19 protein-coding genes, 1 tRNA gene and 1 other RNA gene are annotated in these 22,657 nt (G+C 58.4%); 17 read left to right on the top strand and 4 right to left on the bottom strand.

Going from position 1 to position 22,657, the window contains the following annotated elements; genetic code table 11:
* Positions 1-2: 2 nt before the first annotated feature.
* From BQ5353_RS02105 to BQ5353_RS02075, 7 genes are read left to right on the top strand one after another with little or no spacing between them, the layout of a single operon-like run.
* Positions 3-1,310 (top strand): O-antigen ligase family protein, encoded by a 1,308-nt coding sequence (locus tag BQ5353_RS02105; RefSeq protein WP_071427226.1) that lies wholly within the window; start codon positions 3-5, stop codon positions 1,308-1,310.
* Entirely contained in the window at positions 1,307-2,407 is a 1,101-nt protein-coding gene (locus BQ5353_RS02100) for a glycosyltransferase family 4 protein (protein WP_054330939.1), read from the top strand. Before BQ5353_RS02105 ends, BQ5353_RS02100 begins: the two co-directional genes overlap by 4 nt.
* On the top strand, positions 2,404-3,627 hold the full coding sequence (locus BQ5353_RS02095; RefSeq protein WP_071427225.1) for a glycosyltransferase family 4 protein: 1,224 nt from the start codon (positions 2,404-2,406) through the stop codon (positions 3,625-3,627). The genes BQ5353_RS02100 and BQ5353_RS02095 overlap by 4 nt, the downstream gene beginning before the upstream one ends.
* A 43-nt stretch (positions 3,628-3,670) precedes the next feature.
* Entirely contained in the window at positions 3,671-4,837 is a 1,167-nt protein-coding gene (locus BQ5353_RS02090) for a DegT/DnrJ/EryC1/StrS family aminotransferase (RefSeq protein WP_054330943.1), read from the top strand.
* Entirely contained in the window at positions 4,791-5,477 is a 687-nt protein-coding gene (locus BQ5353_RS02085) for a sugar transferase (protein ID WP_071427224.1), read from the top strand. The genes BQ5353_RS02090 and BQ5353_RS02085 overlap by 47 nt, the downstream gene beginning before the upstream one ends.
* Complete coding sequence (locus BQ5353_RS02080) at positions 5,477-6,631, top strand: DegT/DnrJ/EryC1/StrS family aminotransferase (protein WP_071427223.1); 1,155 nt, start codon at positions 5,477-5,479, stop codon at positions 6,629-6,631. Before BQ5353_RS02085 ends, BQ5353_RS02080 begins: the two co-directional genes overlap by 1 nt.
* On the top strand, positions 6,615-7,394 hold the full coding sequence (locus BQ5353_RS02075; RefSeq protein ID WP_071427222.1) for a type III pantothenate kinase: 780 nt from the start codon (positions 6,615-6,617) through the stop codon (positions 7,392-7,394). The genes BQ5353_RS02080 and BQ5353_RS02075 overlap by 17 nt, the downstream gene beginning before the upstream one ends.
* Positions 7,395-7,599: 205 nt before the next feature.
* Here BQ5353_RS02075 and BQ5353_RS02070 read toward each other — a convergent pair whose 3' ends face one another.
* Entirely contained in the window at positions 7,600-8,511 is a 912-nt protein-coding gene (locus BQ5353_RS02070) for a selenium metabolism-associated LysR family transcriptional regulator (protein WP_054330947.1), read from the bottom strand.
* 316 nt (positions 8,512-8,827) lie between these two features.
* On the opposite strand from BQ5353_RS02070, the gene selD reads away from it, so the two are divergent.
* Complete coding sequence (selD, locus tag BQ5353_RS02060) at positions 8,828-9,841, top strand: selenide, water dikinase SelD (protein ID WP_369949014.1); 1,014 nt, start codon at positions 8,828-8,830, stop codon at positions 9,839-9,841.
* A 110-nt stretch (positions 9,842-9,951) separates the two neighbouring features.
* On the opposite strand, the gene rnpB is transcribed toward selD, so the two are convergent.
* Positions 9,952-10,299, bottom strand: an RNA gene (gene rnpB / locus BQ5353_RS02055) — RNase P RNA component class A.
* A gap of 39 nt (positions 10,300-10,338) precedes the next feature.
* The gene (locus tag BQ5353_RS12595; RefSeq protein WP_074026296.1) at positions 10,339-10,767 is read right to left on the bottom strand and encodes a TM2 domain-containing protein; all 429 of its coding nucleotides are present in this window, start codon (positions 10,765-10,767) and stop codon (positions 10,339-10,341) included.
* Between the two features lie 596 nt (positions 10,768-11,363).
* Between BQ5353_RS12595 and gdhA the strand changes: the two genes are divergently transcribed.
* The 8 genes from gdhA to pyrE all read left to right on the top strand — a co-directional run bounded on the left by gdhA (position 11,364) and on the right by pyrE (position 20,058).
* Positions 11,364-12,716: an NADP-specific glutamate dehydrogenase gene (gene gdhA / locus BQ5353_RS02045; protein WP_054330950.1), complete on the top strand. Its 1,353-nt coding sequence runs from the start codon at positions 11,364-11,366 to the stop codon at positions 12,714-12,716.
* 235 nt (positions 12,717-12,951) lie between these two features.
* On the top strand, positions 12,952-13,854 hold the full coding sequence (locus tag BQ5353_RS02040; protein WP_071427220.1) for an RluA family pseudouridine synthase: 903 nt from the start codon (positions 12,952-12,954) through the stop codon (positions 13,852-13,854).
* Positions 13,855-13,955: 101 nt separating this feature from the next.
* On the top strand, positions 13,956-14,726 hold the full coding sequence (locus tag BQ5353_RS02035; protein WP_207733435.1) for a TIGR00282 family metallophosphoesterase: 771 nt from the start codon (positions 13,956-13,958) through the stop codon (positions 14,724-14,726).
* Between the two features lie 101 nt (positions 14,727-14,827).
* A complete protein-coding gene (locus BQ5353_RS02030; RefSeq protein WP_054330952.1) occupies positions 14,828-15,088 on the top strand; it encodes a stage V sporulation protein S in 261 nt (86 codons plus the stop codon).
* Positions 15,089-15,171: 83 nt separating this feature from the next.
* On the top strand, positions 15,172-16,725 hold the full coding sequence (locus BQ5353_RS02025) for an ABC transporter substrate-binding protein (protein WP_054330953.1): 1,554 nt from the start codon (positions 15,172-15,174) through the stop codon (positions 16,723-16,725).
* A 302-nt stretch (positions 16,726-17,027) separates the two neighbouring features.
* Positions 17,028-17,381, top strand: coding sequence for an Asp23/Gls24 family envelope stress response protein (locus BQ5353_RS02020; RefSeq protein ID WP_054330954.1), 354 nt, complete (start codon positions 17,028-17,030; stop codon positions 17,379-17,381).
* Positions 17,382-17,444: 63 nt separating this feature from the next.
* The gene (locus tag BQ5353_RS02015; RefSeq protein ID WP_071428388.1) at positions 17,445-19,127 is read left to right on the top strand and encodes a DAK2 domain-containing protein; all 1,683 of its coding nucleotides are present in this window, start codon (positions 17,445-17,447) and stop codon (positions 19,125-19,127) included.
* Between the two features lie 262 nt (positions 19,128-19,389).
* The gene (pyrE, locus tag BQ5353_RS02010) at positions 19,390-20,058 is read left to right on the top strand and encodes an orotate phosphoribosyltransferase (RefSeq protein ID WP_071428387.1); all 669 of its coding nucleotides are present in this window, start codon (positions 19,390-19,392) and stop codon (positions 20,056-20,058) included.
* Between the two features lie 78 nt (positions 20,059-20,136).
* Here pyrE and recG read toward each other — a convergent pair whose 3' ends face one another.
* Entirely contained in the window at positions 20,137-22,182 is a 2,046-nt protein-coding gene (recG, locus tag BQ5353_RS02005; RefSeq protein WP_071427219.1) for an ATP-dependent DNA helicase RecG, read from the bottom strand.
* Between the two features lie 302 nt (positions 22,183-22,484).
* On the opposite strand from recG, the gene BQ5353_RS02000 reads away from it, so the two are divergent.
* Positions 22,485-22,560, top strand: a tRNA-Lys gene (locus tag BQ5353_RS02000).
* Positions 22,561-22,657: the final 97 nt, after the last annotated feature.

Here is a 22,657-nt window from a genome sequence, read left to right as displayed (position 1 = left end):
CGATGGAAAAACGCCTGCCTGTCCTCTTCCACCTGGCGCTGTTTTTCACATTTTTTGAACTGGCAGCGGGGAGGTCTTTCCACTTGATGGAACTCTCCCTGCTCCTGCTTCTGGGGGCAGCGGCCCTTTCTGCCAAGTACCTGTGGGAACGAAAATGCCTCCTGCGGCCGCTGACCGATTATTGGCTGTTCTGGGGATTCTCCCTCTACCTATTTTTGGATGCCTTGGGGGCGTTGGCGCCAGCGGACTGGGCCCTCTCTTATGAAAAATACCGGGTGGTGGGATTGATGGCGGTGCTGACCCTGCTGGGCGCCCTGCTGCTGGACAGCCGGGAAGCCATCGACCGGGTATTTGCCACTTTGGCCTTGGCGGCGGTGGCGGCAGCCCTCCTCAGCGTGCTGGGCCGGATGGGTGCCGGCCCCTTCCCCTCGGAGTACGACCTGCGCCTTTCCCTGCGCAGGGATTACAACATGTTTGCCGTCACCATCCTGTTGGGGTGGAGCGGCGGGGCTTTTTTGCTGCTCCGCCAGGGAGTTTCCGCCAAAAACCGGGGCATACTATTGCTGATTGCTGGGGTGTGCCTCCCTCCGGTCCTCCTTTCCGGGTCCCGGCGGGCGGTGCTCCTATTCCTGCCCATCGGCCTTTTGGTCACTGGAACCGCTTTGGTGCGGGGCTGGAAGGCGGGAAAGCTGCTGAGCGCCATCGGGGGGGCTGTTTTGGCTTTTAGCTTGGTTGCGGCGCTGACCATCGCCGGTTCCTCCCTGCTCCAAAACCTGCCGGAACAGGCCCCGGGCTTGCCGGGGGGAGGTGGGGAGACCGAGCTCCAAGACCGGTATGAAACCATAGCGGAAGGCTCCTTCCTCTCCAAAAGGCGGATTTTGTGGCGGATAGCCTGGGAGGAGTATTCCGGTTACCCTCCCTTTGAGAAACTGACCGGCCAGGGCTTGGGGCGGGATGTGGTCCTCTACCGGGAGTCGGGGGACCAGGAGCTTTGCGCCACCTATCCCCAGGCAGAGCAGCGGGAGGCGCTGAGCGCCCACAATTTCCTCCTCTCCGACCTGCTCAGTGGCGGGTACCTGAAGGCCGCCGCCGGGCTGGCCCTGCTTCTTGCGCTGCTGGTGGACGGCTTGACCCTCCTGCAAAAGGACCCGGCGCGGGCCCTGCCTTACGGGGTAATTCTGGGGACGGCAGTGCTGCAAAACGCGGTCAGCGGCCGGTACGGCTTTTTGTATGACAAGTGGTTCTTTTTCTTTTCCTTCCTGCTGCTGCGGGAACTATCACTCATCCGAGAAAGGGGGCGAAGCCTGTGAAATCCATCTGCATCCTGACCACTGTCCACCGCCACGACGACGTGCGGATCTACTACCGGCAGGCCCTCTCTTTGGCCAAAGCCGGGTACCGGGTGACCCTCTGCTGCCCGGATTATGAGGGCAAAGACGAATATGGGGTCCGTTTTTGCAAGCTGGAGCTGCCGGGAGGCCGGTTCGGCCGGATGTGGAAAGCGTCCCCCACCGCCTTGAAGGCCGCGCTCACAGAGGAATACGACCTCTATCACGTCCATGACCCGGAGCTTCTGCCTGCCGCCCTCAAGCTGAAAAAGCGGGGCAAACGGGTGATTTACGACGCCCATGAGGATGTGCCCCGGCAGATTTTGGGGAAGGACTGGCTCCCGGAATGGAGCCGAAAACCCCTCGCCCGCCGGTTTGAGCGGTATGAACAGAAAGTCGCCCGCCGGCTGGATGGGGTGATCGGCGCCACCGAAATCATTGCGGGGCGGTTTCCAGGAGGTGTGGCGGTGCGGAATTTCCCCGATCCCCAGGAGTTTTTCCCCCAGGGGCTGCCCCCCTATGAAAAAAGGCGGCGGGCGGCTGTGTATGCCGGTTCTATCACACAGTTGCGGGGCATACATCAGATGGTGAAAGCTGCCGGCCAGGCAGGGGTGCCCCTGATTCTGGCCGGGGAGTTTGAAAACCCGGCCCTGCGCCATGACATCACTTTGCTGCCGGGGTTTGACCAGGTGGAAGAGCGGGGGAAGCTCTCCCGGGATGGGGTGGCGAAGGCCATGGGGGAAGCCCGGATGGGGCTGGTGGTGCTGTTCCCCACCCAGAGCTACCAAGAATCCCTGCCAATCAAGCTGTTTGAATACATGCTCTGCGGCCTGCCGGTGATCGCCTCCGACTTCCCCCTGTGGCGGGAGCTGACCGGGAAGTCCTGCGCCCTCTTCGTCGACCCGCAAAAGGTGGAGGAGATCGCCGGGGCGATGACCTTCCTGCTGGAAAACCCAGACCGGGCCAAGGCCATGGGGGAGGCGGGCCGGAAGCTGGCCCTGAAAAAATACTGCTGGCAAAGCGAGGAAAAGCGGCTTTTAACCCTATACCGCAAACTGCTGGAAGGGGAGAAAGCATGAATATTCTCATCGTCAACCAGTACGCCGGCTCCCCAGAATTGGGGATGGAATTCCGCCCCTATTATCTGGCCCAGGAATGGGGGAAGATGGGGAATCACCCGGTGGTCGTCACCGGGGATTTCTCCCACCTGCGGCAGAAGAACCCCCGTGCCATTCGGGATTTTGAGGAAAAAACGGTGGAGGGGGTCCGCTATTGTTTCCTCAAAACCCCCGCCTACGCAGGCAACGGCCTGGGGCGGGTGAAAAACGTCTTCGCATTTTGCCGCAAACTGTACAGCGGAGCGGCTCGCCTCGCCAAAACCTACCGGCCGGATGTGGTCATCGCCTCTTCCACCCACCCTTTTGACGGGCGGGGGGCAGCTCGGATCGCCCGGATTGCCAAGGCCAAGCTGATCTATGAAGTCCACGACCTGTGGCCCTTAAGCCCCATGGAACTCTACGGTTACAAGGCGGGCCACCCGCTCATCCACCTGATCCGGCGGGAGGTGCGCCGCCTCTCCCGCAAAAGCGATGGGGTGGTCTCCATCCTGGAGAAAGCCGACCTCTACCTGGCTTCCATCGGGGCGTCGCCCAAAAACTACCAGCACATCCCCAACGGAGTGGACTTCCGGGAAGAGCCGGAGAACCTGCCCCCAAAAAAGCACCAGGAGCTGCTGGAACTGCTCCACAGCCGTGGGCATTTTGTCCTCTTGTACCTGGGGGGGTTCTCCGCTGCCAACGCCTTGGAGGATTTGGTATTCGCTGCCGCCCTCGCCCCGCCCGGCATCGCCTTTGTATTGATGGGGGACGGCCCCTACAAGAATGAGCTGCGAAGCCGGGCAAAAAAACTGCGGCTAGACAACCTTTATTTCCTGGACCCGGCGCCCAAAGGGGAGGCAACCGCCCTTCTGCCCATGGCGGACGCCCTCTATTTGGGGGCAAAGCGCTCCCCCCTCTACCAATACGGGGTGGGGATGAACAAGCTGTTTGATTACCTGCTCTCTGGCCGTCCCATCCTTTACGGCGTGGCGGGGGCGGGAAATTTAGTGGAGCGGTCGGGCTGCGGCCTCACCCTCCCGCCGGAGGATCCACGGGCCATTGTAGAGGGAGCAAAGGCCCTTTTGGCACTCTCCCCTGAGGAACGGGCAGAGTTGGGGAAGAGGGGGAAAGACTATGTACGAGATCACCACCGATATGACCGGCTGGCGAAGGAATACATCGACTATCTCACAGGGCTGTAGGCGGTCTTCGCCACAGCCTGCGACAGAATAAGGAGGCCAAACCATGAACGTTCGGGAAGAATTTTTGCCCTATGCCCAGCCAAGCTTGACCCACCGGGAACTGGAAGAAGTGCTGGAAGCGGTGCGCTCCCTCTGGTGGAGCAGGGGGGAGAAGTGCCAGCGGTTTGAAGAGGAGTTCGCCCAAAAGGTGGGGGCCAGGTACGCTGTCTCAATGAACTCCTGCACCGCCGCCTTGGAGGTTGCCCTTTGTGCCTATGGAGTCAGCCCAGGGGATGAGGTCATCACCACCCCTATGACCTTTTGCTCCACTGCTAATGTGGCACTCCACCTGGGGGCGAGGCCCATCTTCTGCGATATCGACCCACAGACAGGCCTCATAGACCCGGCGGGCATCGAGCCATTGATCACCGATAAAACCAGGGCCATCCTGCCAGTTCACTACGGTGGCCAGCCCTGTGATTTAAAGGAAATCTACGCCATAGCGGATAAAAATGGCCTTGTGGTCATCGAGGATGCAGCCCATGCGGCGGGGGCCTTCTATCATGGGGAACCCATCGGAAACTGCCGGGATGCAGCCGCCTTCAGTTTTTACGCCACCAAAAACCTGGCCACCGGCGAGGGGGGCATGCTGACCACCAACGACCCAGAAGTGGCGGAAAAAGCGCGGGTGCTCTCCCTTCATGGAATGGACAAAAACGCCTACAACCGGTACCAGGAAGGGGGGAGCCACCTGTACGACGTGGTCTACCCCGGCTACAAATTCAACATGGGGGAATTGGCCGCGGCCTTGGGCTTGGCCCAATTGGAACGGCTGGACCAGATGCAGGCTACCCGCAGGAGGTATGCCGCCCTGTATGAGGAAGGGTTTGCCTCCATCCCGGGGATCAAGACCCTGCGCCAACTGCCGGAGAGGGAAAATGCCTGGCACCTGTTTGTGATCCAGGTGGACCCCCGGGAATTCGGCATGGATCGGGAGGGGCTGATCCGGTTCCTCACCGGGAAGAAGATCGGCACCAGTGTCCACTTTAAGCCGGTACACACCATGACCTATTATGAGGAGCATCTGCCTCAGAATCCAGTGCCGCTTCCCCATGCCGAGGCGTTTTACCAAACCATTATCTCGCTGCCCCTGTATCCATCCATGGGCGAGGAGGATGTTCAATATGTCATTGAGAGCGTTCGGGAAGCTTCCCAGCTCGATGCAAAATGACACCACACGGCTGTACTACGACAAGCTCTCCCGCAAACGGTTCCAGCTGGCGCTGAAGCGGGGGATTGACATCGCCTTGTCCCTCATCCTCATCCTGGCTCTCTCCCCGGTGATGGCCTTCTGCGCCGCTTTGGTGAAAGCCGATGGGGGGAGCATCCTGTACCGGCAGGTGCGCATCGGCCGGTACAGCAGGCCCTTTGTGATCTATAAGTTCCGCACCATGACCGAACGGGCCTACTTGGGCGGGGAGCTGACCCGGGGGGAGGACCCCCGCATCACCAAGGCCGGGCGCATCCTCCGGCGCACCCGTCTGGATGAGCTGCCCCAACTGTTCAACGTGTTGAAAGGGGAGATGTCCCTGGTGGGGCCCCGGCCGGAGGTCCCTCGCTACGCCCAGTTGTACACCGACCGGATGCGGGCGACCTTGCTTCTGCCGGTGGGCATCACCTGCCGGGCCAGCTTGCGGTTTAAGGACGAAGCCGCCCTTTTAGCGGGGGAAGATGGGGAACAGGTCTACCGCCAACGGGTGCTCCCCGCCAAGATGGAGGAGAACATCCGCTATCTGCAAGATTACTCCCTGTGGGAGGACGGCAAAATCCTGCTGCAAACCGCCCGTATGGCAATCAAGGAGGTTTTTTGATGGAGTTTGTGGATTTAAAAGCCCAGTACCAGCGCTTGCAGCCCCAGATGGAGGAGGCGGTGCTCGCAGTGCTGCGCGGGGGAAATTACATTTTAGGCCCAGAGGTGGAACAGCTGGAGCAGGAGCTGGCCGCCTATGTGGGAGCGCCCTACTGTGTGGCGGTGGCCAGCGGGACCGATGCCCTGCTCCTCTCTCTGATGGCCGCGGGAATCGGCCCCGGCGATTTGGTGCTGACCACCGCCTTCAGCTTTTTTGCCACCAGCGAAGTGGTAGGGCTTCTGGGGGGGGAAGTCCTCTTCTGCGACATCAACCCCGACACCTACAACCTGGATCCCTACTGCTTGGAACACCTGATCAAACGGATCCGCAAGACTACCAACCGGGTGCCCAAGGCAGTCATCGCAGTGGATTTGTTCGGCCAGTGCGCCGAATATGACAAAATAGAAGAAATCTGTGGAGAGAACGACCTATTGCTCATTGAGGACGCAGCCCAATCCATGGGGGCGGAGCTGCGGGGTAAAAAGGCAGGAATCTTTGGGCGGTTCGGCTGCACCTCCTTTTTCCCCTCCAAGCCGCTGGGATGCTACGGGGACGGGGGCGCGGTCTTTTGCCATACGAAAGAAGATTGGGATATGCTGCGGTCCCTGCGGGTTCACGGACAGGGCGGGGACAAATACGACAACCATCGTTTTGGCCTCAACGCCCGTTTGGATGCCCTCCAGGCCGCAGTGCTGCGGACAAAGCTCCCCATTTTGGAGGAGGAGCTTGCCGCCCGCCGGCAGCTGGCCGGCTGGTACGACCAGGGGCTTGCAGGGATTGTAAAAACCCCCCGGGTCAAGGAGGGGTTGACGAGCAGCTATGCCCAGTATACAATAGCAGTGGACGCAGACAAGCGGGACGCCCTTCAGGCCAGGCTGGCCGCCCAGGGGATTCCCGCCCATGTGTACTACCCTACGCCGCTGCACAAACTCCCCGTTTACTGCGGCGGCTTGGATCAAAATCTGCCCAACGCCCAGCTGGCTGCCCAAACGGTCCTCTCCCTGCCCATGCACCCCTACCTAACCCAAGGGGAGGCCCGGCAGGTGGTGGATGCGGTCCGCTTCGCGCTGGCGCGGGAAGACGAAGGAGAAGACCCCCATGCTGCTAGCAATTGACATCGGCAACACCAATATCGAATTCGGTGTGTTTGAAGGGGAAACCCTGCTGCGCTCGGCACGCCTTGGCACCAACCGGGACGCCACAAGCGATGAAATCGGCATCTTTATCCGGCAGTTTCTGCTGCTCCACGGCATCGACCACCAGAAGGTTGAGGATGTCATCATCGCCTCGGTGGTGCCCCAGATCATGTATTCCATGAACAACGCCATCCGCAAATACCTCAATAAAGTCCCCCTGGTCGCCGGGGAGAGCGTCCCCTATTACGTGACCAATCACTATGACAACCCGGCCCAGGTGGGCGCAGACCGGCTGGTCAACGTGCTGCCGGCGGTCAAAAAGTACGGCGCGCCCCTCATCGTTGTGGACTTTGGCACCGCCACCACATTTGATGCGGTCAGCCGGGAAGGCGCCTATGAGGGCGGGGCCATCTACCCGGGGGTGAAGCTCTCGATGGACGCCCTGGCGCAAAAGGCATCCAAGCTGCCCCAGGTGGCTATCGACGACCCAGGGGTGCTCATTGGGAAAAACACTGTCCAAAGCATGCAGGTGGGCGCGGTATACGGGTATGTGGGTGCGGTGGAGAACATCTGCCGCCGGATGAAGCAGGAATTGGGGGAGGACGCCAAGGTCATCGCCACCGGTGGGCTGGCCACGATGATCGCCGCCCAGACCGGCGAGATCTTCGCGGTGGACAAAACCTTGACCCTCACCGGCCTACAGATGATTTATGCCGCCCATTGTAAAGAGAAGGCAGAATAGAATTCGTGGAATTGGCCCCGGGATATTCCCGGGGCTTTTTGGCGTTTTTGGGGGAAAGCATCCCATGGCTGTTGGGATAGAATACTGTGGATTTGTTTGTGAAAAGGGCAAAAAAACGCCGCCTCGGTTTCCCGGGGCGGCATTAAGCGGACATCCGATGGGGTTTGTGGTCGATACGGTACAGGGCCCCCCTGCAGGAGAGGGGTCATTGGGCGGAGCCGGCAGCCTCTTCTTTGGCAAAGCGCAGAAACGCCGCTGCCGCTGGGGAGAGGGTGTGGTTTTGGTTGCGCACCAAGTAGAGCTTGCGGCTGAGGACCACATGGTCAAAGTCAAAGGTTTGAATCAGTCCGAAGCGCTGAAAGTCCGCCGCAGCGGTCTTAGACATGATGGAGATGCCAAGGCCCTGGCTCACCGAGTTTTTGATGGCGTCGGGGTCATCCATTTGGGCTACCACATGGAGGGAGGCAGGGTCCAGGTGCATGCTTCGCAGAAAGCGCTCGGTCTCCCGGCGGGTGCCCGAATCGGGTTCCCGAATAATGAAGGGCTCCCGGGCCAGATCCTGGAGAGTGAACCCGTGCTCCCCAATTTTGCGGTATCGTTCGGTGTTGGGGGTGATGACCACCAGCCGGTCGTCTAAAAACTCCTCAAAGACGCATTTGGCCGATTCGATCACCGCACCGGTCATCCCGATTTCCGCCTTGCGGTTGACAATGCTGCGAACCACCTCGCCGCTGTCGCATTTGATGACATTGAAGGAGACATCCGGGTACTTGCTGCGAAAAGCGCTCATCATCTGAGGTAGCACGTATTGGCTGGGCATAGAAGATGCCGCGATGCACAGGGTGCCGCTGACATTGCGGCTGATGTTTTGGAAGGCGGACAAGGCGTTGTCCCGCAAGGTGAGCATGTCCTGGGCGTATTCATAGAGGACTTTGCCCTCCTCAGAGGGGAGGGCTTCCTTGGCCGAACGGACAATGAGCTGAACCCCCAGTTCTTTCTCCAAAGAGCTGATGTGGGCGCTGATGGTGGGCTGGGTCAGGTAGAGCTTCTCCGCCGTTTTGGAAAAGCTTTTGAGTTTTACGACGTATACAAAGGCTTCTAGCTGTTTAAAATCCATGGGATTCCTCCTCAAAATGGATGTTGCTGGGATGCCGCGATTTATCTGGCGGAAAAATAGGGCGTTTTTCCCATTCTTCCGCAGATATTAGTATTATACCAGAAGTTTCCCGTTTGGTCACCCTTTTTTGTCGAAGTACATGGTTTTATGCCGCAGCATCTGGCCGAATTGCCAATGAAGCAAGCAGAATGTTTGGCTTTGCCAAACCTCCCCCGAGAAGGGAAGGTTGAACTTCCTCCCAAAAGAGTGTACAATAAAACCGAAGTAACGGGACAGGAGGTGCATTGTGTTGGCAAAAGTACAGCGGTTGACACAAATGACAAAAAGCGCAGGCTGAGCATCCAAAATAGGACCGGGTGTCCTTTCAAGCATTTTAGAGCGGCTGCCCAAGTTTTCTGACCCCAATCTATTGGTGGGGTTTGACACCAGCGACGACGCCTGCGTTTACCAATTGCGGGAGGATTTGGCCATCATCCAGACGGTGGACTTCTTCCCCCCGGTGGTGGACGACCCCTACACTTACGGCCAGATTGCGGCCACCAATGCCCTCAGCGACGTCTACGCCATGGGAGGTTCGCCCAACCTGGCCATGAATTTGATCTGCTTCCCCAACTGCCTCCCCTTAGATGTGCTGGAGGGGATATTGCAGGGCGGCTATGACAAGGTCCGGGAGGCTGGAGCTATCATCGTAGGAGGCCACACCATCGAGGACCCGGAGCCCAAATATGGCTTGTGCGTCACCGGGTTTCTCCATCCCAAAGACGTCTTAGCCAACAGCACGGCCAAGGAAGGGGACCTGTTGGTGCTCACTAAGCCCTTGGGCCTTGGAGTGATGACCACCGCCAACAAGGCCGACCTGGCCAGCCCGGAGGAGTATCAGGAGATGGTCCGGCTGATGACCACCCTCAACAAAGGCGGCCAAGAGGCGATGCTGCGGGTAGGCGGAGCCCACGCCTGCACCGATGTCACCGGGTTTGGCATGCTGGGCCACACCTATGAGATGGCCAGCGGCTGCGGTATGACAGTGGAACTTTACGCCAAAGACCTGCCGCTGATCCCCAGCGCGGTGGAGTATGCCAAAATGGGCATTATCCCCGCTGGGGCTTATGAAAACCGCAATTATCTGGAGGAGAAGGTCTCCTTTGGGGCAGATGTCCCGGAAGTGGTGATCGATCTGTTGTGCGACCCCCAGACGGCCGGTGGATTGCTCATCGCCCTACCGGAGGATAAGGCAGTGGAGCTGGTCAAGCAGCTGGATGGGGTAACCCCCTGTGCTAAGGTGGTAGGTGAAGTAAAAGCCTACAGCGGAAAATCCATCGAGGTGCGCTAGCTGCCCCTTGAGGGAAAACCGCATAGAAAAAGGGAGGGGACTTACGGGTCCTCTCCTTTTTTGCATGGAAAAGGGCCGGGGAGCGCTTTTAGACACTCCCCGGCCATATAAATGCGACTAAGCTGATAAGCCGAGTTCTGTATCAAACAACAATCTATCTAGGCCGTGCGTCGCCGCACGGCTCCAGCCACCTTCCCGAGGACGCGACGGGCCGCCGCTTCATGCCCTCCTATGCGGTGTTGCTTCGGATAGGGTTTACATAGCCGGGCAGTCGCCTGCCCGCTGGTGAGCTCTTACCTCGCCTTTCCATCCTTACCACTTGCGTGGCGGTATCTTTCTGTTGCACTGTCCCTAAAGTCGCCTTCGGCTGCCGTTAACAGCTATCCTGCCCTGTGAAGCCCGGACTTTCCTCACGCACAGCCTTTCGGCTTTGTGCCCGCTGTTGTATCGCTTACTCGCATACCACATTGTACCTTGTACTGGGGTAAATGTCAATGCTAGTCTTTTAAGGGGATGCCATTTGCATCCACGGCGATGTTTCCGGTGAGGAGCATAATCCCTTCTACCAGGGCCCAGATGGCCACTGCGCCGGCGGATAAGCCGCAGGTGAAGATAGAACCCACGGTGGTCAGCAGGATTTGCAGAAGGCCGCGGTCGTTATATCCCAGGTAAAAGTTGTGGATGCCCAAGCTCCCTACAAAGATGGCCAGCAAACCGGCGATGAGCCGGGATTTCTGCGGGGGGAAGAAGGGCATGCCTTGGCCGTCCCCCACCTGGGAATTGCACCGGGGACAGATGGTGCATCCCGGAGGGAGGGGAAGGCCGCAGTTGGGGCAACAGCGGCCCGCTGCAGTGGAGGGGGCGCCGCATTTCTTACAAAAACGGTCGCCTTCATCCAGGTGGCCGCCACAATTTCGACAGAACATAATTCACACACTCTTTCAGCAGTCAAAATGGGTGTAAAGGGGGAACTGGAAGGCTAACAGGCCGGACCGGAATTTTCAGCGTGCGGGGGTATATCCCCCAAGGATGCCCTGCGGTTATTCTACCATAAAGTCTGCACAAACGATAAGAATTGCGGTACGGCCCCTGCCGCAAAGGGCTTTGCCCTGCAAGCAATTCTTCGAATGCCACAGCCCCGCTGTGGTCTGTATACCAAAAATCTCCACAGGCTGGAAAAATCCTAATGCGGCCTTGCCGCAGGAGGGCTCTCAGCCCGACAAGGATTTCTTCCCCAATGATCGCCCTGCGATCATTGTACCATGGGCTGATTCAAAACTCAACAAAAGGAATTCTTAAGGTTTCATGGCCAGGAGGGAAGAAAGGGGAGAAAGTTTTGTCCAACGCGTCAATACAATTTTTTTGAATCCTGAAAAGATAAATCTTGCAAAAATGGGAAGAACCCACTATAATAAAAAACAGCGATCGTCGCTTTAACCCTTTGCATGGAAAAATTGAAAACATGGCGAAGGCAGCGCGGCTAATGGGAAACCGGGCCGCGGATAGAAAGGTGGAATAAACAATGGAATGGAAGAGCGAGTACTTGAAAAAAGTGTATCGGGATGTCTGCGCCCGTGATGGCCATGAGCCGGAATTTTTGCAGGCAGTAGAAGAGGTGCTAGCTTCCTTGGAGCCGGTGGTTGCCGCCCGCCCCGCCCTGGAAAAAGCCGGGATTGTAGAGCGTTTGGTAGAGCCGGAACGGGTCATCACTTTCCGGGTATCCTGGGTGGATGACAGCGGCAAGGTGCAGGTCAACCGGGGCTACCGGGTGCAGTACAACTCCGCCATCGGGCCTTATAAAGGGGGCCTTCGGTTCCATCCTTCGGTCAACCTGTCCATCATGAAATTCCTCGGGTTCGAGCAGACCTTTAAAAACAGCTTGACCGGCCTGCCTATGGGCGGTGCCAAAGGCGGTTCCGACTTCGACCCCAAGGGCAAATCCGATGGGGAGGTCATGCGGTTCTGCCAGAGCTTTATGACCGAGCTGTACCGCCACATCGGGCCCAACACCGACGTTCCCGCCGGCGACATCGGGGTGGGCGGCCGGGAGATCGGCTACCTGTTTGGCCAGTACAAGAGGATCCGGAATGAATTCACCGGTGTGCTCACCGGCAAGGGCCTCACCTATGGCGGTTCTCTGGCCCGCACCCAGGCCACCGGCTACGGCCTCCTCTACTTCACCGAGGAGATGCTCTCCTGCATGAAGGGGGATTCGGTTCGGGGTAAACGAGTTGTGATCTCCGGCTCCGGCAATGTGGCCATCTACGCCGCGGTCAAAGCCACCGAATTGGGGGCGAAGGTGATCGCCCTCTCCGACTCGAACGGCTATATCTACGATGAAAAGGGCGTGGACATCGCCGTAGTCAAACAGATTAAGGAAGTGGAGCGGGGCCGCATCAAGCTCTATGCCCAGCGGGTTGCCGGATCCACCTACACCGAGGGATGCCGGGGCATCTGGTCCATCCCCTGCGACATCGCCCTGCCCTGCGCCACCCAAAACGAGCTGGATGAGGAATCGGCCAAACTGCTGATTCAGAACGGGGTCATTGCGGTGGCCGAGGGGGCCAATATGCCCTCCACCCCCGGTGCAGTGGAGCTGTTCCAGAAGGGCGGCATCCTCTTTGCCCCGGCCAAAGCCTCCAATGCAGGGGGCGTAGCCACCAGCGGCTTGGAGATGAGCCAGAACTCCCTGCGGTATTCCTGGAGTTTTGACGAGGTGGATGAGAAGCTTCGCGGCATCATGCTGGGCATCTTCCACAACGCCTACGACGCTGCCAAGGAGTTTGGCGCCGAGGGCAACCTGGTGGTGGGCGCCAACATCGCCGGATTCCTCAAGGTGGCCGACGCCATGCTGGCCCAGGGAATCGCCTATTAATTTTGCAGGATACACAAGGGCTCCGGAGCAGATCCGGGGCCCTTTTTCTGTTTATAGCTTGCAGCGGTGCAGAAGCTGGAGATTTGCTGGAGAGGGGAAGAATTCCCCGGCGGGAGTTGTAAAAGCCTCCCTCTTTCCTTTTGATGCGGCTTTTGGTACAATAGGGAAAGCTTAGATTCAAACCCATCCAATGGAAGAATAGGCCCGCCGCGCCGGGCAAGAGGAGCAATCTGCCATGAGAACCATTCGATATATTGTGGAGCCCCAGGAGGATGGCCGCCGGGTGGGTTCCTACCTGCGGGGGGTGGCGGGCATCTCCAACCGCCTGCTGGTGGACTTGAAAAAAACCGATTACGGCATCCGCTGCAATGGGGTCCATGTGCGGGTCATCGACCGGGTACACGCCGGGGATGAACTGTGCATCACCATCGACGACCACCCTAAGGAATACCTGGCCACCCCCATCGAGGTGCCAATCCTCTTTGAGGACGAGGACCTTTTGGTCTACAATAAGCCGGCGGGGATGGCCTCCCACCAATCCCGGCGCAACCAGACCGACAGCTTGGGCAACGCCTTTGCCTGGCACTGCCAGCAGATGGGCCTCGCCATCAGCTTCCGGCCGGTGAACCGGCTGGACAAGGACACCTCTGGCATTGTGTTGGTGGCCAAGAACCAGCATGCTGCCTCCCAACTGAACGGCGCGGCGGAGAAGGCGTATTTCGCCGTGGTCTGCGGCCGGATGGAGGAGGACCAGGGCACGGTGGAGGCCCCTATCCGGCGGATCAACGAGGTCTACACCAAGCGGATGGTCTCCCCAGATGGGCAGTATGCCAAAACCGACTGGGAAGTCCTCTCCCGCGGGGAGGGGTATTCCCTGCTCCGGCTGAGGCTCTCCACCGGCCGCACCCATCAGATCCGGGTGCACATGGCTCACATCGGCCACCCCCTGGCCGGGGATGACCTGTATGGCGGCGATTTGGCGATCATCCCCCGGCAGGCCCTCCACTGCGGATGGGTGAGGTTTCCTCATCCCGTGACCGGGGGCTGGCTGGAGTTTTCTGCCCCTCTGCCGGAGGATATGCAGGCTATTTTACCCCATGCGGGGGCGGATCCCCAAACAATGATGAACGTTTTGTAAAAAACCGCCTGGATCTTTGCAAACCCCGGGCGGGAACAGTATAATAAACCCTGTAGCCCCTGGCTGCGGCCAGGGATTTTACAGGCAAAGGAGCGGGTGTAATGATACGGGTATTGATGATCGGCGACGTGGTGGGCCAGGGGGGATGCGATGCCGTCCGGGCCAAGCTCCCAGCCTTTAAGCGGGCCCAGAAGATCGACCTGGTCGTCGCCAACGGGGAGAATTCTGCCGAGGGCAACGGCATTCTGCCACACAGCGCTGAACACCTCTTTGACAGCGGGGTGGACGTGATCACCACCGGCAACCACGCCCTGCGCCGCCGGGAGATCTACGAGTATTTTGACGAGGGCAAAAACCTGGTCCGCCCGGCCAATTTCCACCGGGAGGCGCCGGGGGTAGGGTATTTGACCCTGGACTTTCTGCGGTACCAGCTCTGCGTGGTCAACCTGCAGGGGGTGGTGTATATGGAGCCGCTGGAAAACCCCTTCGACTGCATCGACCGCATCCTGAAGGAGGTAAAAACCCCCAACATTCTGGTGGATTTCCACGCCGAGGCCACCTCGGAAAAGCTGGCCCTGGCCTATTACCTGGATGGCCGGGTCACCGCGGTGGTGGGCACCCACACCCATGTGCAGACTGCCGACGAAAAGGTCCTGCCCCAGGGCACCGGCTACATCACCGATTTGGGGATGTGCGGGGCCGAGCACTCGGTGCTGGGGGTGCGTCCCGACCTGGCCATCAAGCGGCTGCGGACCCATCTGCCGGTGCGGTTTGAAAACGAGAGGGAGAATTGCATCCTTCATGGAGTTGTGTTAGAGATCAACGAAAAAACGGGCAAAACAAACAAAATCATTCGACATGAAATAAAATAACTGTCAAAAACAATCAATTCCCCCTTGTAATTTGCCACGGAATGCTATATGATGAAGGTAACATCTAAATCGTATCGCTACAATTGGGCAGGAGGGGTATCATGGAAATACTAAAAGTCTCAGCTAAATCCATTCCAAATTCCGTAGCAGGCGCCATTGCCGGAGTGATCCGGGAAAAAGGTTCGGTGGAGGTACAGGCCGTGGGTGCAGGGGCATCCAACCAGGCGGTCAAGGCGGTCGCCATTGCCCGGGGCTATTTGGCGCCGTCGGGGATTGACTTGGTGTGCGTCCCTGCCTTCGCCAATGTGCTGATTGATTCGGAGGAAAGGACTGCGATCAAATTGATTGTCGAGCCCCGGTAAAGGGCGCCCGGTAAGAAAAACACGCAGGCGGAGCTTTGGCTGGCTCCGCCTGTTTTCATCGATGGAAGGAGGGAAATCGCCCCATGAAAAAGCGTTGTATTGCCGCCTTGCTGGCCCTGCTTCTCCTAGCGGGATGCGCCTCCGCCGCCCCAGGGGAAGACAGAGGACAGAATCCCCAAGGGGAGGCAGACTCCCGGCAGGAGGCGGGGGAGGCATTCTCCATCCGCATCGCCTTCAACAAAAACGACAGTTTAAACCCTTACTTGGCCTTTTCCCAGGCCAACCGGCTGGCCTCCAGCCTGCTGTTTGACCCTCTAATCAAGCTGACCCCGGAATATGAAGCCCAGCCCTACCTGGCCCAATCGGTGCAGAACAACGGCTCCGCTTTGACGGTGTCCCTGCGGGGCGATGCCCGGTTCAGCGACGGCTCCAGCCTCACTGCCGCCGATGTGGTCTACTCCTTTGAGCAGGCGCGGGCCAGCAGCCTGTACCAAAGCCAGCTTTCCCCATTCACCTCCTGTGCCGCCGCAGAAGACGGCACCGTGGTGTTTCAGCTGGCTTCTGCTGACCGCCTGGCGGAGAACCTTTTGACCTTCCCCATTGTAAAAAGCGGCTCGCTGCTCACCGGCTCCGGGGTGGCCAAAGGGGTGGAGGGAACTGGCCGGTACCGGCTCCGGCAGGAGGAGGGGGAGTATACCCTCACCGCCAACGAAAGCCACTTTTCCGGCAGCCCGTTGGTAAACGAAATCCACCTGGTCTCCATCACTGACGACTCCGCCCTGGCCTATAGTGTAGACGTTGGGCTGATTGACTACCTGTTTTTGCACCTCTCTTCTACCGAGGAATACAGCATCGGCTCTGCCAATGTGCCAGTGGCGATGAACAACCTGGTCTACCTGGGGATGAACGCCAACCGCACCTTTTTCCAGGACGCCCGGTTCCGCCGGGCCATCGGGGCGGCCATCGACTACTCCGACCTGCTCCAGCGGGCTTATTCTGGCCACGCCCAGGAGGCTAAGACGGTGCTCAACCCCGCGTTCCATGAGCTTTCCGATCTCTCGTTGGAGAACCGCCGGGACACCGCCGCTGCGGCCGCCCTCCTGGACGAACTGGGGTATCTGGACCGGGATGGGGAAGGCTACCGGATGAGTAACGGCCGCCGCATCACCTTGAATTTGGTGGTAAACGAGGAGAATGCTGCCCGGATTACCATCGCCCAGCGGATGAAGGAATACCTGAGCTCGGCAGGTATCGACGTGAAGGTGGAAACGCTGGATTATGAGAGTTACCGCCTGCGGATTCTACGGGGGGAATACGACCTCTATGTGGGGGAAGTGAAGCTGGAGGACAATTTTGACCTCACTCCTTTTTTCAGTGGCAGCGGTTTCTCCGCCAGCATGGATATCAGCCCGGAGCTGCTGGCCGCTTACCAGGGGTTCCGCACCGGGACCGGTTCCACCCAGGGGCTGGTGGAGGCTTTTGAAGAGGAGCTCCCCTTTGTGCCCTTGGCTTACCGCAGCGGCATGGTTGCCTTCTCCCGGGATTTCCCCGCAGAGGTCACCGCCACCGAGCAGGATGTTTTTTACCGCATCCAGCCCAGGGGAGAAGAGGTTTCCGCCAGCCAGGAGCAAAGGTAGAAGGCCCTTGTGAGCGCCTTTGGCTCCCACCGGCACAGCTTCCCCAAGGTCGGCTTCGGGCAGAGAGGCGGGGGATGCCCTTTGGAAACCAGGCGAAGGTGCAGCGCTCAGCCCCGCGGGATTGACAAGGCCGCCTTGCTGATGGGAAAAAGTGCTGGGAAATTTGTGATTTTCCGATGCAATCGCGAAAATATATTGTTAATTTCATGGAAACCTGGTAAAATCTATACTGTATGGGTAGCTTTGGCGCCCTTGCTTCTGCGCAAATTTGTTGCTCTATTTCAAATAAGGAGGGGCTATTTATGATAAAACTGGAAAACCACCTGGGAACCATTGAAATCTCCCAGGAGTATTTTGCCAATCTGGTGGGCCATGCCGCATCCGAGTGCTTCGGTGTTTCCGGCATGGTGTTCAGCGACCCCACCCAGGGGATCCGTTCCGCCCTCAACCGCCAGGATGTGGCCGATAAAGGGGTCAAGGTGAAAACCATCGGAGGCCGCCTGTCCATTGAGCTTCACATTGTAGTGACCTATGGCGTCAACATTGCCGCCATTGTCAAAAGCATCGTGAACAAAGTCCGCTACACCGTAGAGGAGGCCACCGGCCTTGAGGTGGAAAAAGTGGATGTATTTGTTGACGGAATGAAATCTGAGTAGTATTCTAGTGGAATGCGCCCAGATTTTGTTGGGGGCAGCCAGATAAGGGAGAGTTGATTGAACGTGATACATGGTTTGATGCTTCGGGATGCCTTTGTCTCCGGGGCCAATAATATCGCCAATTTGAAACAGTCGGTAGACGCGCTGAACGTCTTCCCAGTGCCGGATGGAGACACCGGCACCAACATGTCCATGACCATCGGCGCCGCCAAGCGGGAGGTCGCCCGCCTGGCCGACAACACCCCGGTGGGGGAGGTGGCCCAGACCGCTGCTTCCGCTTTGCTGCGGGGTGCCCGGGGGAACTCCGGCGTCATCCTGTCGCTGTTGTTCCGGGGCTTTTCTAAGGGCCTGGCCGGCAAAGAGACCGCCGGCGCCAAGGATTTGGTAGAGGCCCTTTCCCTGGGGGTGGAGGCCGCCTACAAAGCGGTGATGAAACCCACCGAAGGCACCATCCTCACCGTGGCCCGGCTGGCGGCAGAACACGCCGCAGAAGTGGTCACCGACGAGACCACCGTCCCGGAAATTTGGGATGAAATCCTCTCTGCGGGTCGCATCGCCCTGGAGAACACCCCCGAGCAGCTCCCGGTGCTGAAAAAAGCCGGGGTGGTAGATGCCGGCGGCCGGGGCCTCATCGTCATTTTTGAAGGGATGGGCCAGGTGTTCCACGGCGGGGAGATCATCCCCTTGGGTGAGGAGACTGTGAAAAAATCGGTGGCGGAGTTTGAGATGCCCAACGAGCGCAACGCCGCCGGGGAATATGAAGGGGAGATCACCTTCACTTACTGTACCGAGTTCATCGTGCTGCGGGCGGACAAAGAGGCCGACCCCCAGCCCCTGCGCAGTTATTTGGAATCCATCGGCGACAGCGTGGTGGTGGTGGACGACGAGGACATCATCAAGTGCCATGTCCACACCGACAATCCGGGCAACGCCTTGCAGAAGGCACTGGAATACGGCATGCTCACCAATATGAAGATTGAGAACATGCGGGAGCAGCACGCCAACCAGCGGGCGGCGGTCACCCCCCAAGCTTCACAGGAGAACACCTTTGCCTACCAGCCGGTGGACCCCAGCCAGGAGTACGGCTTTGTGGCTGTGGCCGCAGGAGAGGGCCTCCGGCAGCTCTTCCTGGATTTGGGCGCCGAGAACGTTGTCAGCGGGGGCCAGACCATGAACCCCTCCACCGACGACATCCTTTCGGCCATCCAGGCGACCCCAGCCAAGAACGTCTTTGTGCTGCCCAACAACAAAAACATCATTATGGCAGCGGAACAGGCGGCCAAATTGGCCGACCGCAACGTGGCGGTGCTCCCCACCCGGACCATCCCGCAGGGATTATCCGCTATGCTGGTGTTTGACGCTGGCACCGGGGTCAACGAAAACCTCCTGGGCATGACCAAGGCCTTTGAGAAGGTTGGCACCGGCCAGGTGACCTTCGCCGCCCGGGACAGCGAATACGATGGCCACAAGATCAAGGAAGGGGAAATCCTCGCCTTGGAGAATGGAAAGGTCTCCTTTGTGGAGAAGGACATTTCCAAAGCGGTGGTCCGTCTGACTCGGAACTTGGTCCGCAAGGATGGGGACAAGGAAAACTGCTTTGTCACCCTGATTTACGGCGAAGAAGTCACCGAGGAGCAGGCTGCCCAGGTGGAGGAAGCCCTGCGGGCGAAGCTCCCGGAGGAGATTGAGATCGCTTTGGTCAACGGCGGCCAGCCGGTTTATTACTACATTATCTCGGTGGAATAATGAAAATAAAAAGCCCTGGGGGGAGCTTTCCCCTTGGGGCTTTTTGCGTCAGGATGGCAAAATTTATAGGGAAAAAGGCAAGGGTATCCTGCCCAACCTACCGGAAATCCTCAAAAACCTGCGGAAAATAGGGAAGAGCAGTTGCTTTTTGAAGAAAAATGTGGTATACTATCGGAAATTTGCGGCCAGGTTGGAACAGAGGGGCAGAAAAGCCCTCCTTCCGGCTTCAAACCAATCTAGGAAAAAGGGATGGGATTCTTTTATGTTGACACCGGCAAAAAAGGAATTTATTGAGTTTATGATGAGTGCGGATGTGCTGCGGTTTGGCGAGTTCATCACCAAGAGCGGCAGAAAAACCCCTTATTTTGTCAACACCGGCAACTACAAGACCGGCGAGCAGATCTCCAAGCTGGGCGACTTTTATGCCACCTGCATCCATGAGACCTGCGGTGGGAACTTCGACGCCATGTTCGGCCCCGCATACAAAGGAATCCCGCTGGCCACTGCTGCAGCCGGCGCTCTGTACCGCAACTACGGTGTGGACAAGCCCTATTTCTTCAACCGCAAAGAGATCAAAGACCACGGTGAGGGCGGCGGCCTGATCGGCTACAAGCCCAAGGATGGGGACAACATCATCATCGTGGAGGATGTCATCACCGCCGGAACTGCGGTTCGGGAGACCATGCCTCTGCTCAAAGCCTGCGCCGATGTCTCGGTCAGCGATATGTTTATCTCGGTCAACCGCTGCGAGATCGGCAAGGACACCACCAAAACCGCGGTGCAGCAGGTGAAGGAGGAGTTCGGCATCACCGTCCACTCCATCATCTCGGTGGAGGACATCCACGAGTACCTGATGACCAAAGAGGAGTACAAGGACGTTGTAAAGGCCATGGAAGCCTACATGGCAGAGTATTGCGTGCTGGATAAATAATAGAAATTTAGCCCCCCCAGAGCCATCCTCTGGGGGGGCTTTTTTGTCTCTCCTAAGAAAAGGCATTTCCGGGCCCGCTTAGTTGGGCCGCTCCCCAGCGGAGAGCAGAATCCGGGTGACCCGCTCCTTCATGGCCTGGTGCTGGGGCAGGGTCAGCTTGGGGTCGGCGGCGAGAATTGCTTTGGCTTCTTCCTGGGCCGTTTTGAGAAGGGACACATCCGAGGCCATGTCGGCAATTTTTAATTCTGGTAGGCCGTGCTGGCGGTACCCAAAGAAATCGCCGGGGCCCCGCAGCCGCAGATCCTCCTCGGCGATGCGGAACCCATCCCCGGTGGAACAGAGCACCCGCAGCCGCTCTACGGTCTCTGGATTTTTCGCATCGGAAAGGAGGATACAGTGGGACTGCACCGGCCCCCGGCCCACCCGTCCCCGCAGCTGGTGGAGCTGGCTCAGGCCGAACCGCTCGGCGTTTTCGATCATCATGATCACCGCATTTGGCACATCCACCCCCACCTCGACGACGGTGGTGGACACCAGGAGCTGGATCTCCCCAGATTGGAAGGCCCGCATGGTCTTTTCTTTGTCAGCGGCCTTCATCTTCCCGTGGAGAAGCCCTACCCGGTATCCGGAAAAGGGCCCGTCAGCCAGTTCCTTTGCGTATTCGGCAGCAGGCTTCAGGCCCAGGTCCACCTCCCCGGTCTCGATGAGGGGGCAGACGATATACGCCTGGTATCCCTGGTCCAGATGGGAGCGGATAAAGCCGAAGGCCCGCTGGCGTTTTTCACTGTCGATTTTATAGGTCTTGATGGGTTTGCGCCCTGCGGGCAGCTGGTCGATGACCGATAGATCCAGGTCGCCGTAGATCATCAGCGCCAGGGTGCGGGGAATGGGGGTGGCCGACATGACCAGGGTGTGGGCATGTTGCCCTTTTTCCGATAGGGCGATCCGCTGGGCCACCCCGAACCGGTGCTGCTCGTCGGTGATGACCAGAGCCAGGTTGCAAAACTCCACCCCGTCGGAAAGGAGGGCATGGGTCCCCACGCAGAGGTGGATGGAGCCGTCCTGTAAGCCCGCCTTGACCAGGCGCTTGGCCTTGGCGGTCATCGAGCCGGTGAGCAGCTGTATATTCAGCCCCAAGGGGGAGAGAATAGCGTTGAGGGTTCGGAAATGCTGTTCTGCCAGAATTTCAGTGGGGGCCATCATAGCAGCTTGCCCGCCGTTCAGCACGGCGAAATAAGCGGCTGCTGCACCCACCAGTGTCTTGCCGGAACCCACATCCCCTTGGACGAGGCGGTTCATCGGGGTGCCGGAGCACATATCCTGGATGGCGTCCCCGATGGCCCGTTTTTGGGCTTCGGTGGGGGTGAAGGGCAGGGATTCGTAAAAGGGTTCCAGGGAAATTGGTTTCATCTTTGGGACGGCATAGCGGATCTTGTCCTCCCGGGAGGAGCCAAGGGCGAGGGAGAGGAAAAACAATTCTTCAAAGATTAGCCGCCTCTTGGCAACTTCCGCACAGAAGGGATCAGGCGGCCGATGGATGTTTTCCATGGCGTACCCGATGGCAGAAAGGCCGTGGCGCCGGCGGATCTCCCCGGGGATAGGGTCGGGGAAATGCTCCCCTAACTGCGCAAGGGCTTGGGCCACGTTGGCCCCGATCATCCGTGAGGAAAGGCCGGCGGTCAGCGGGTAAACAGGTATAAGCCTGCCTCCTTCCTCCAGGCGGATGACCATGGGGGCGGACATCTCCTTCTTGAGAAAATTCCCCCCCACCTTGCCGTAAAACAGATATTCCTCCTCCAGTTGGAGGGCTTCCACTGTGAATTTTGCGTTGAAAAAGGTAAGATTCATCAGACCGGTGTCGTCGGAAATCAGCACTTTAAACACCGAGAGCCCTTTGCGGATATGCTGCTCCCGGGATTTCTTCACCACCATCCCGCGGACAGCAGCCGCCTGGTTGAGGGGCGCTTGATCGATGGGATAGGGGGTGGTTAAATCCAGATAGCTCCGGGGGAAGTGATACAAAAGATCTTCCACCGTGCGGATATTCAGTTTTTGATAGAGCGCGGCCCGGCGCTCCCCAACGCCCTTGAGGTATTGGACGCTGGTATCGGGGGTTAAGGCCATGGGACTCCCTCCTTGGGCGATGAACGTCCGCCAATTGCCTAGGCCCGCCCAGCAGAAGCCCATCTGTTGGGATGCGAAGGCAAGCCTCTCCTTATTGTACCCTGGTTGCGAGAGTTTGTCACGGAAAATTATGAAAAAATAATTTGCAAAACCTGTTGACAGACAAGGCAAGAACTGCTATAATAATCAACGTTGCAGCAAGCAACCACACAATTTGACAGCAGTTTACAAGTTTTTTAATATGAAAAAAAGTTGTTGACAAGCTTGTGAAATTGTGATAGAATAATCAAGCGCTAATAAATGAACCATTAGCTCAGTTGGCAGAGCATTTGACTTTTAATCAAAGGGTCCGGAGTTCGAGCCTCCGATGGTTCACCAACAAAAACCTCTGAAAACCGTGTATGTATGCGGGTTCAGAGGTTTTTTGCTGTCCTGGAGTAAATTGCAGCCAGGGTTAGCGGGCCGGACGCCGGGG

Source organism: Merdimmobilis hominis, assembly GCF_900104615.1.
Taxonomy (GTDB): domain Bacteria; phylum Bacillota; class Clostridia; order Oscillospirales; family Ruminococcaceae; genus Merdimmobilis; species Merdimmobilis hominis.
The sequence above is the reverse complement of the archived record's forward strand: the minus strand, read 5'-3'. Positions and strand labels throughout refer to the sequence as shown.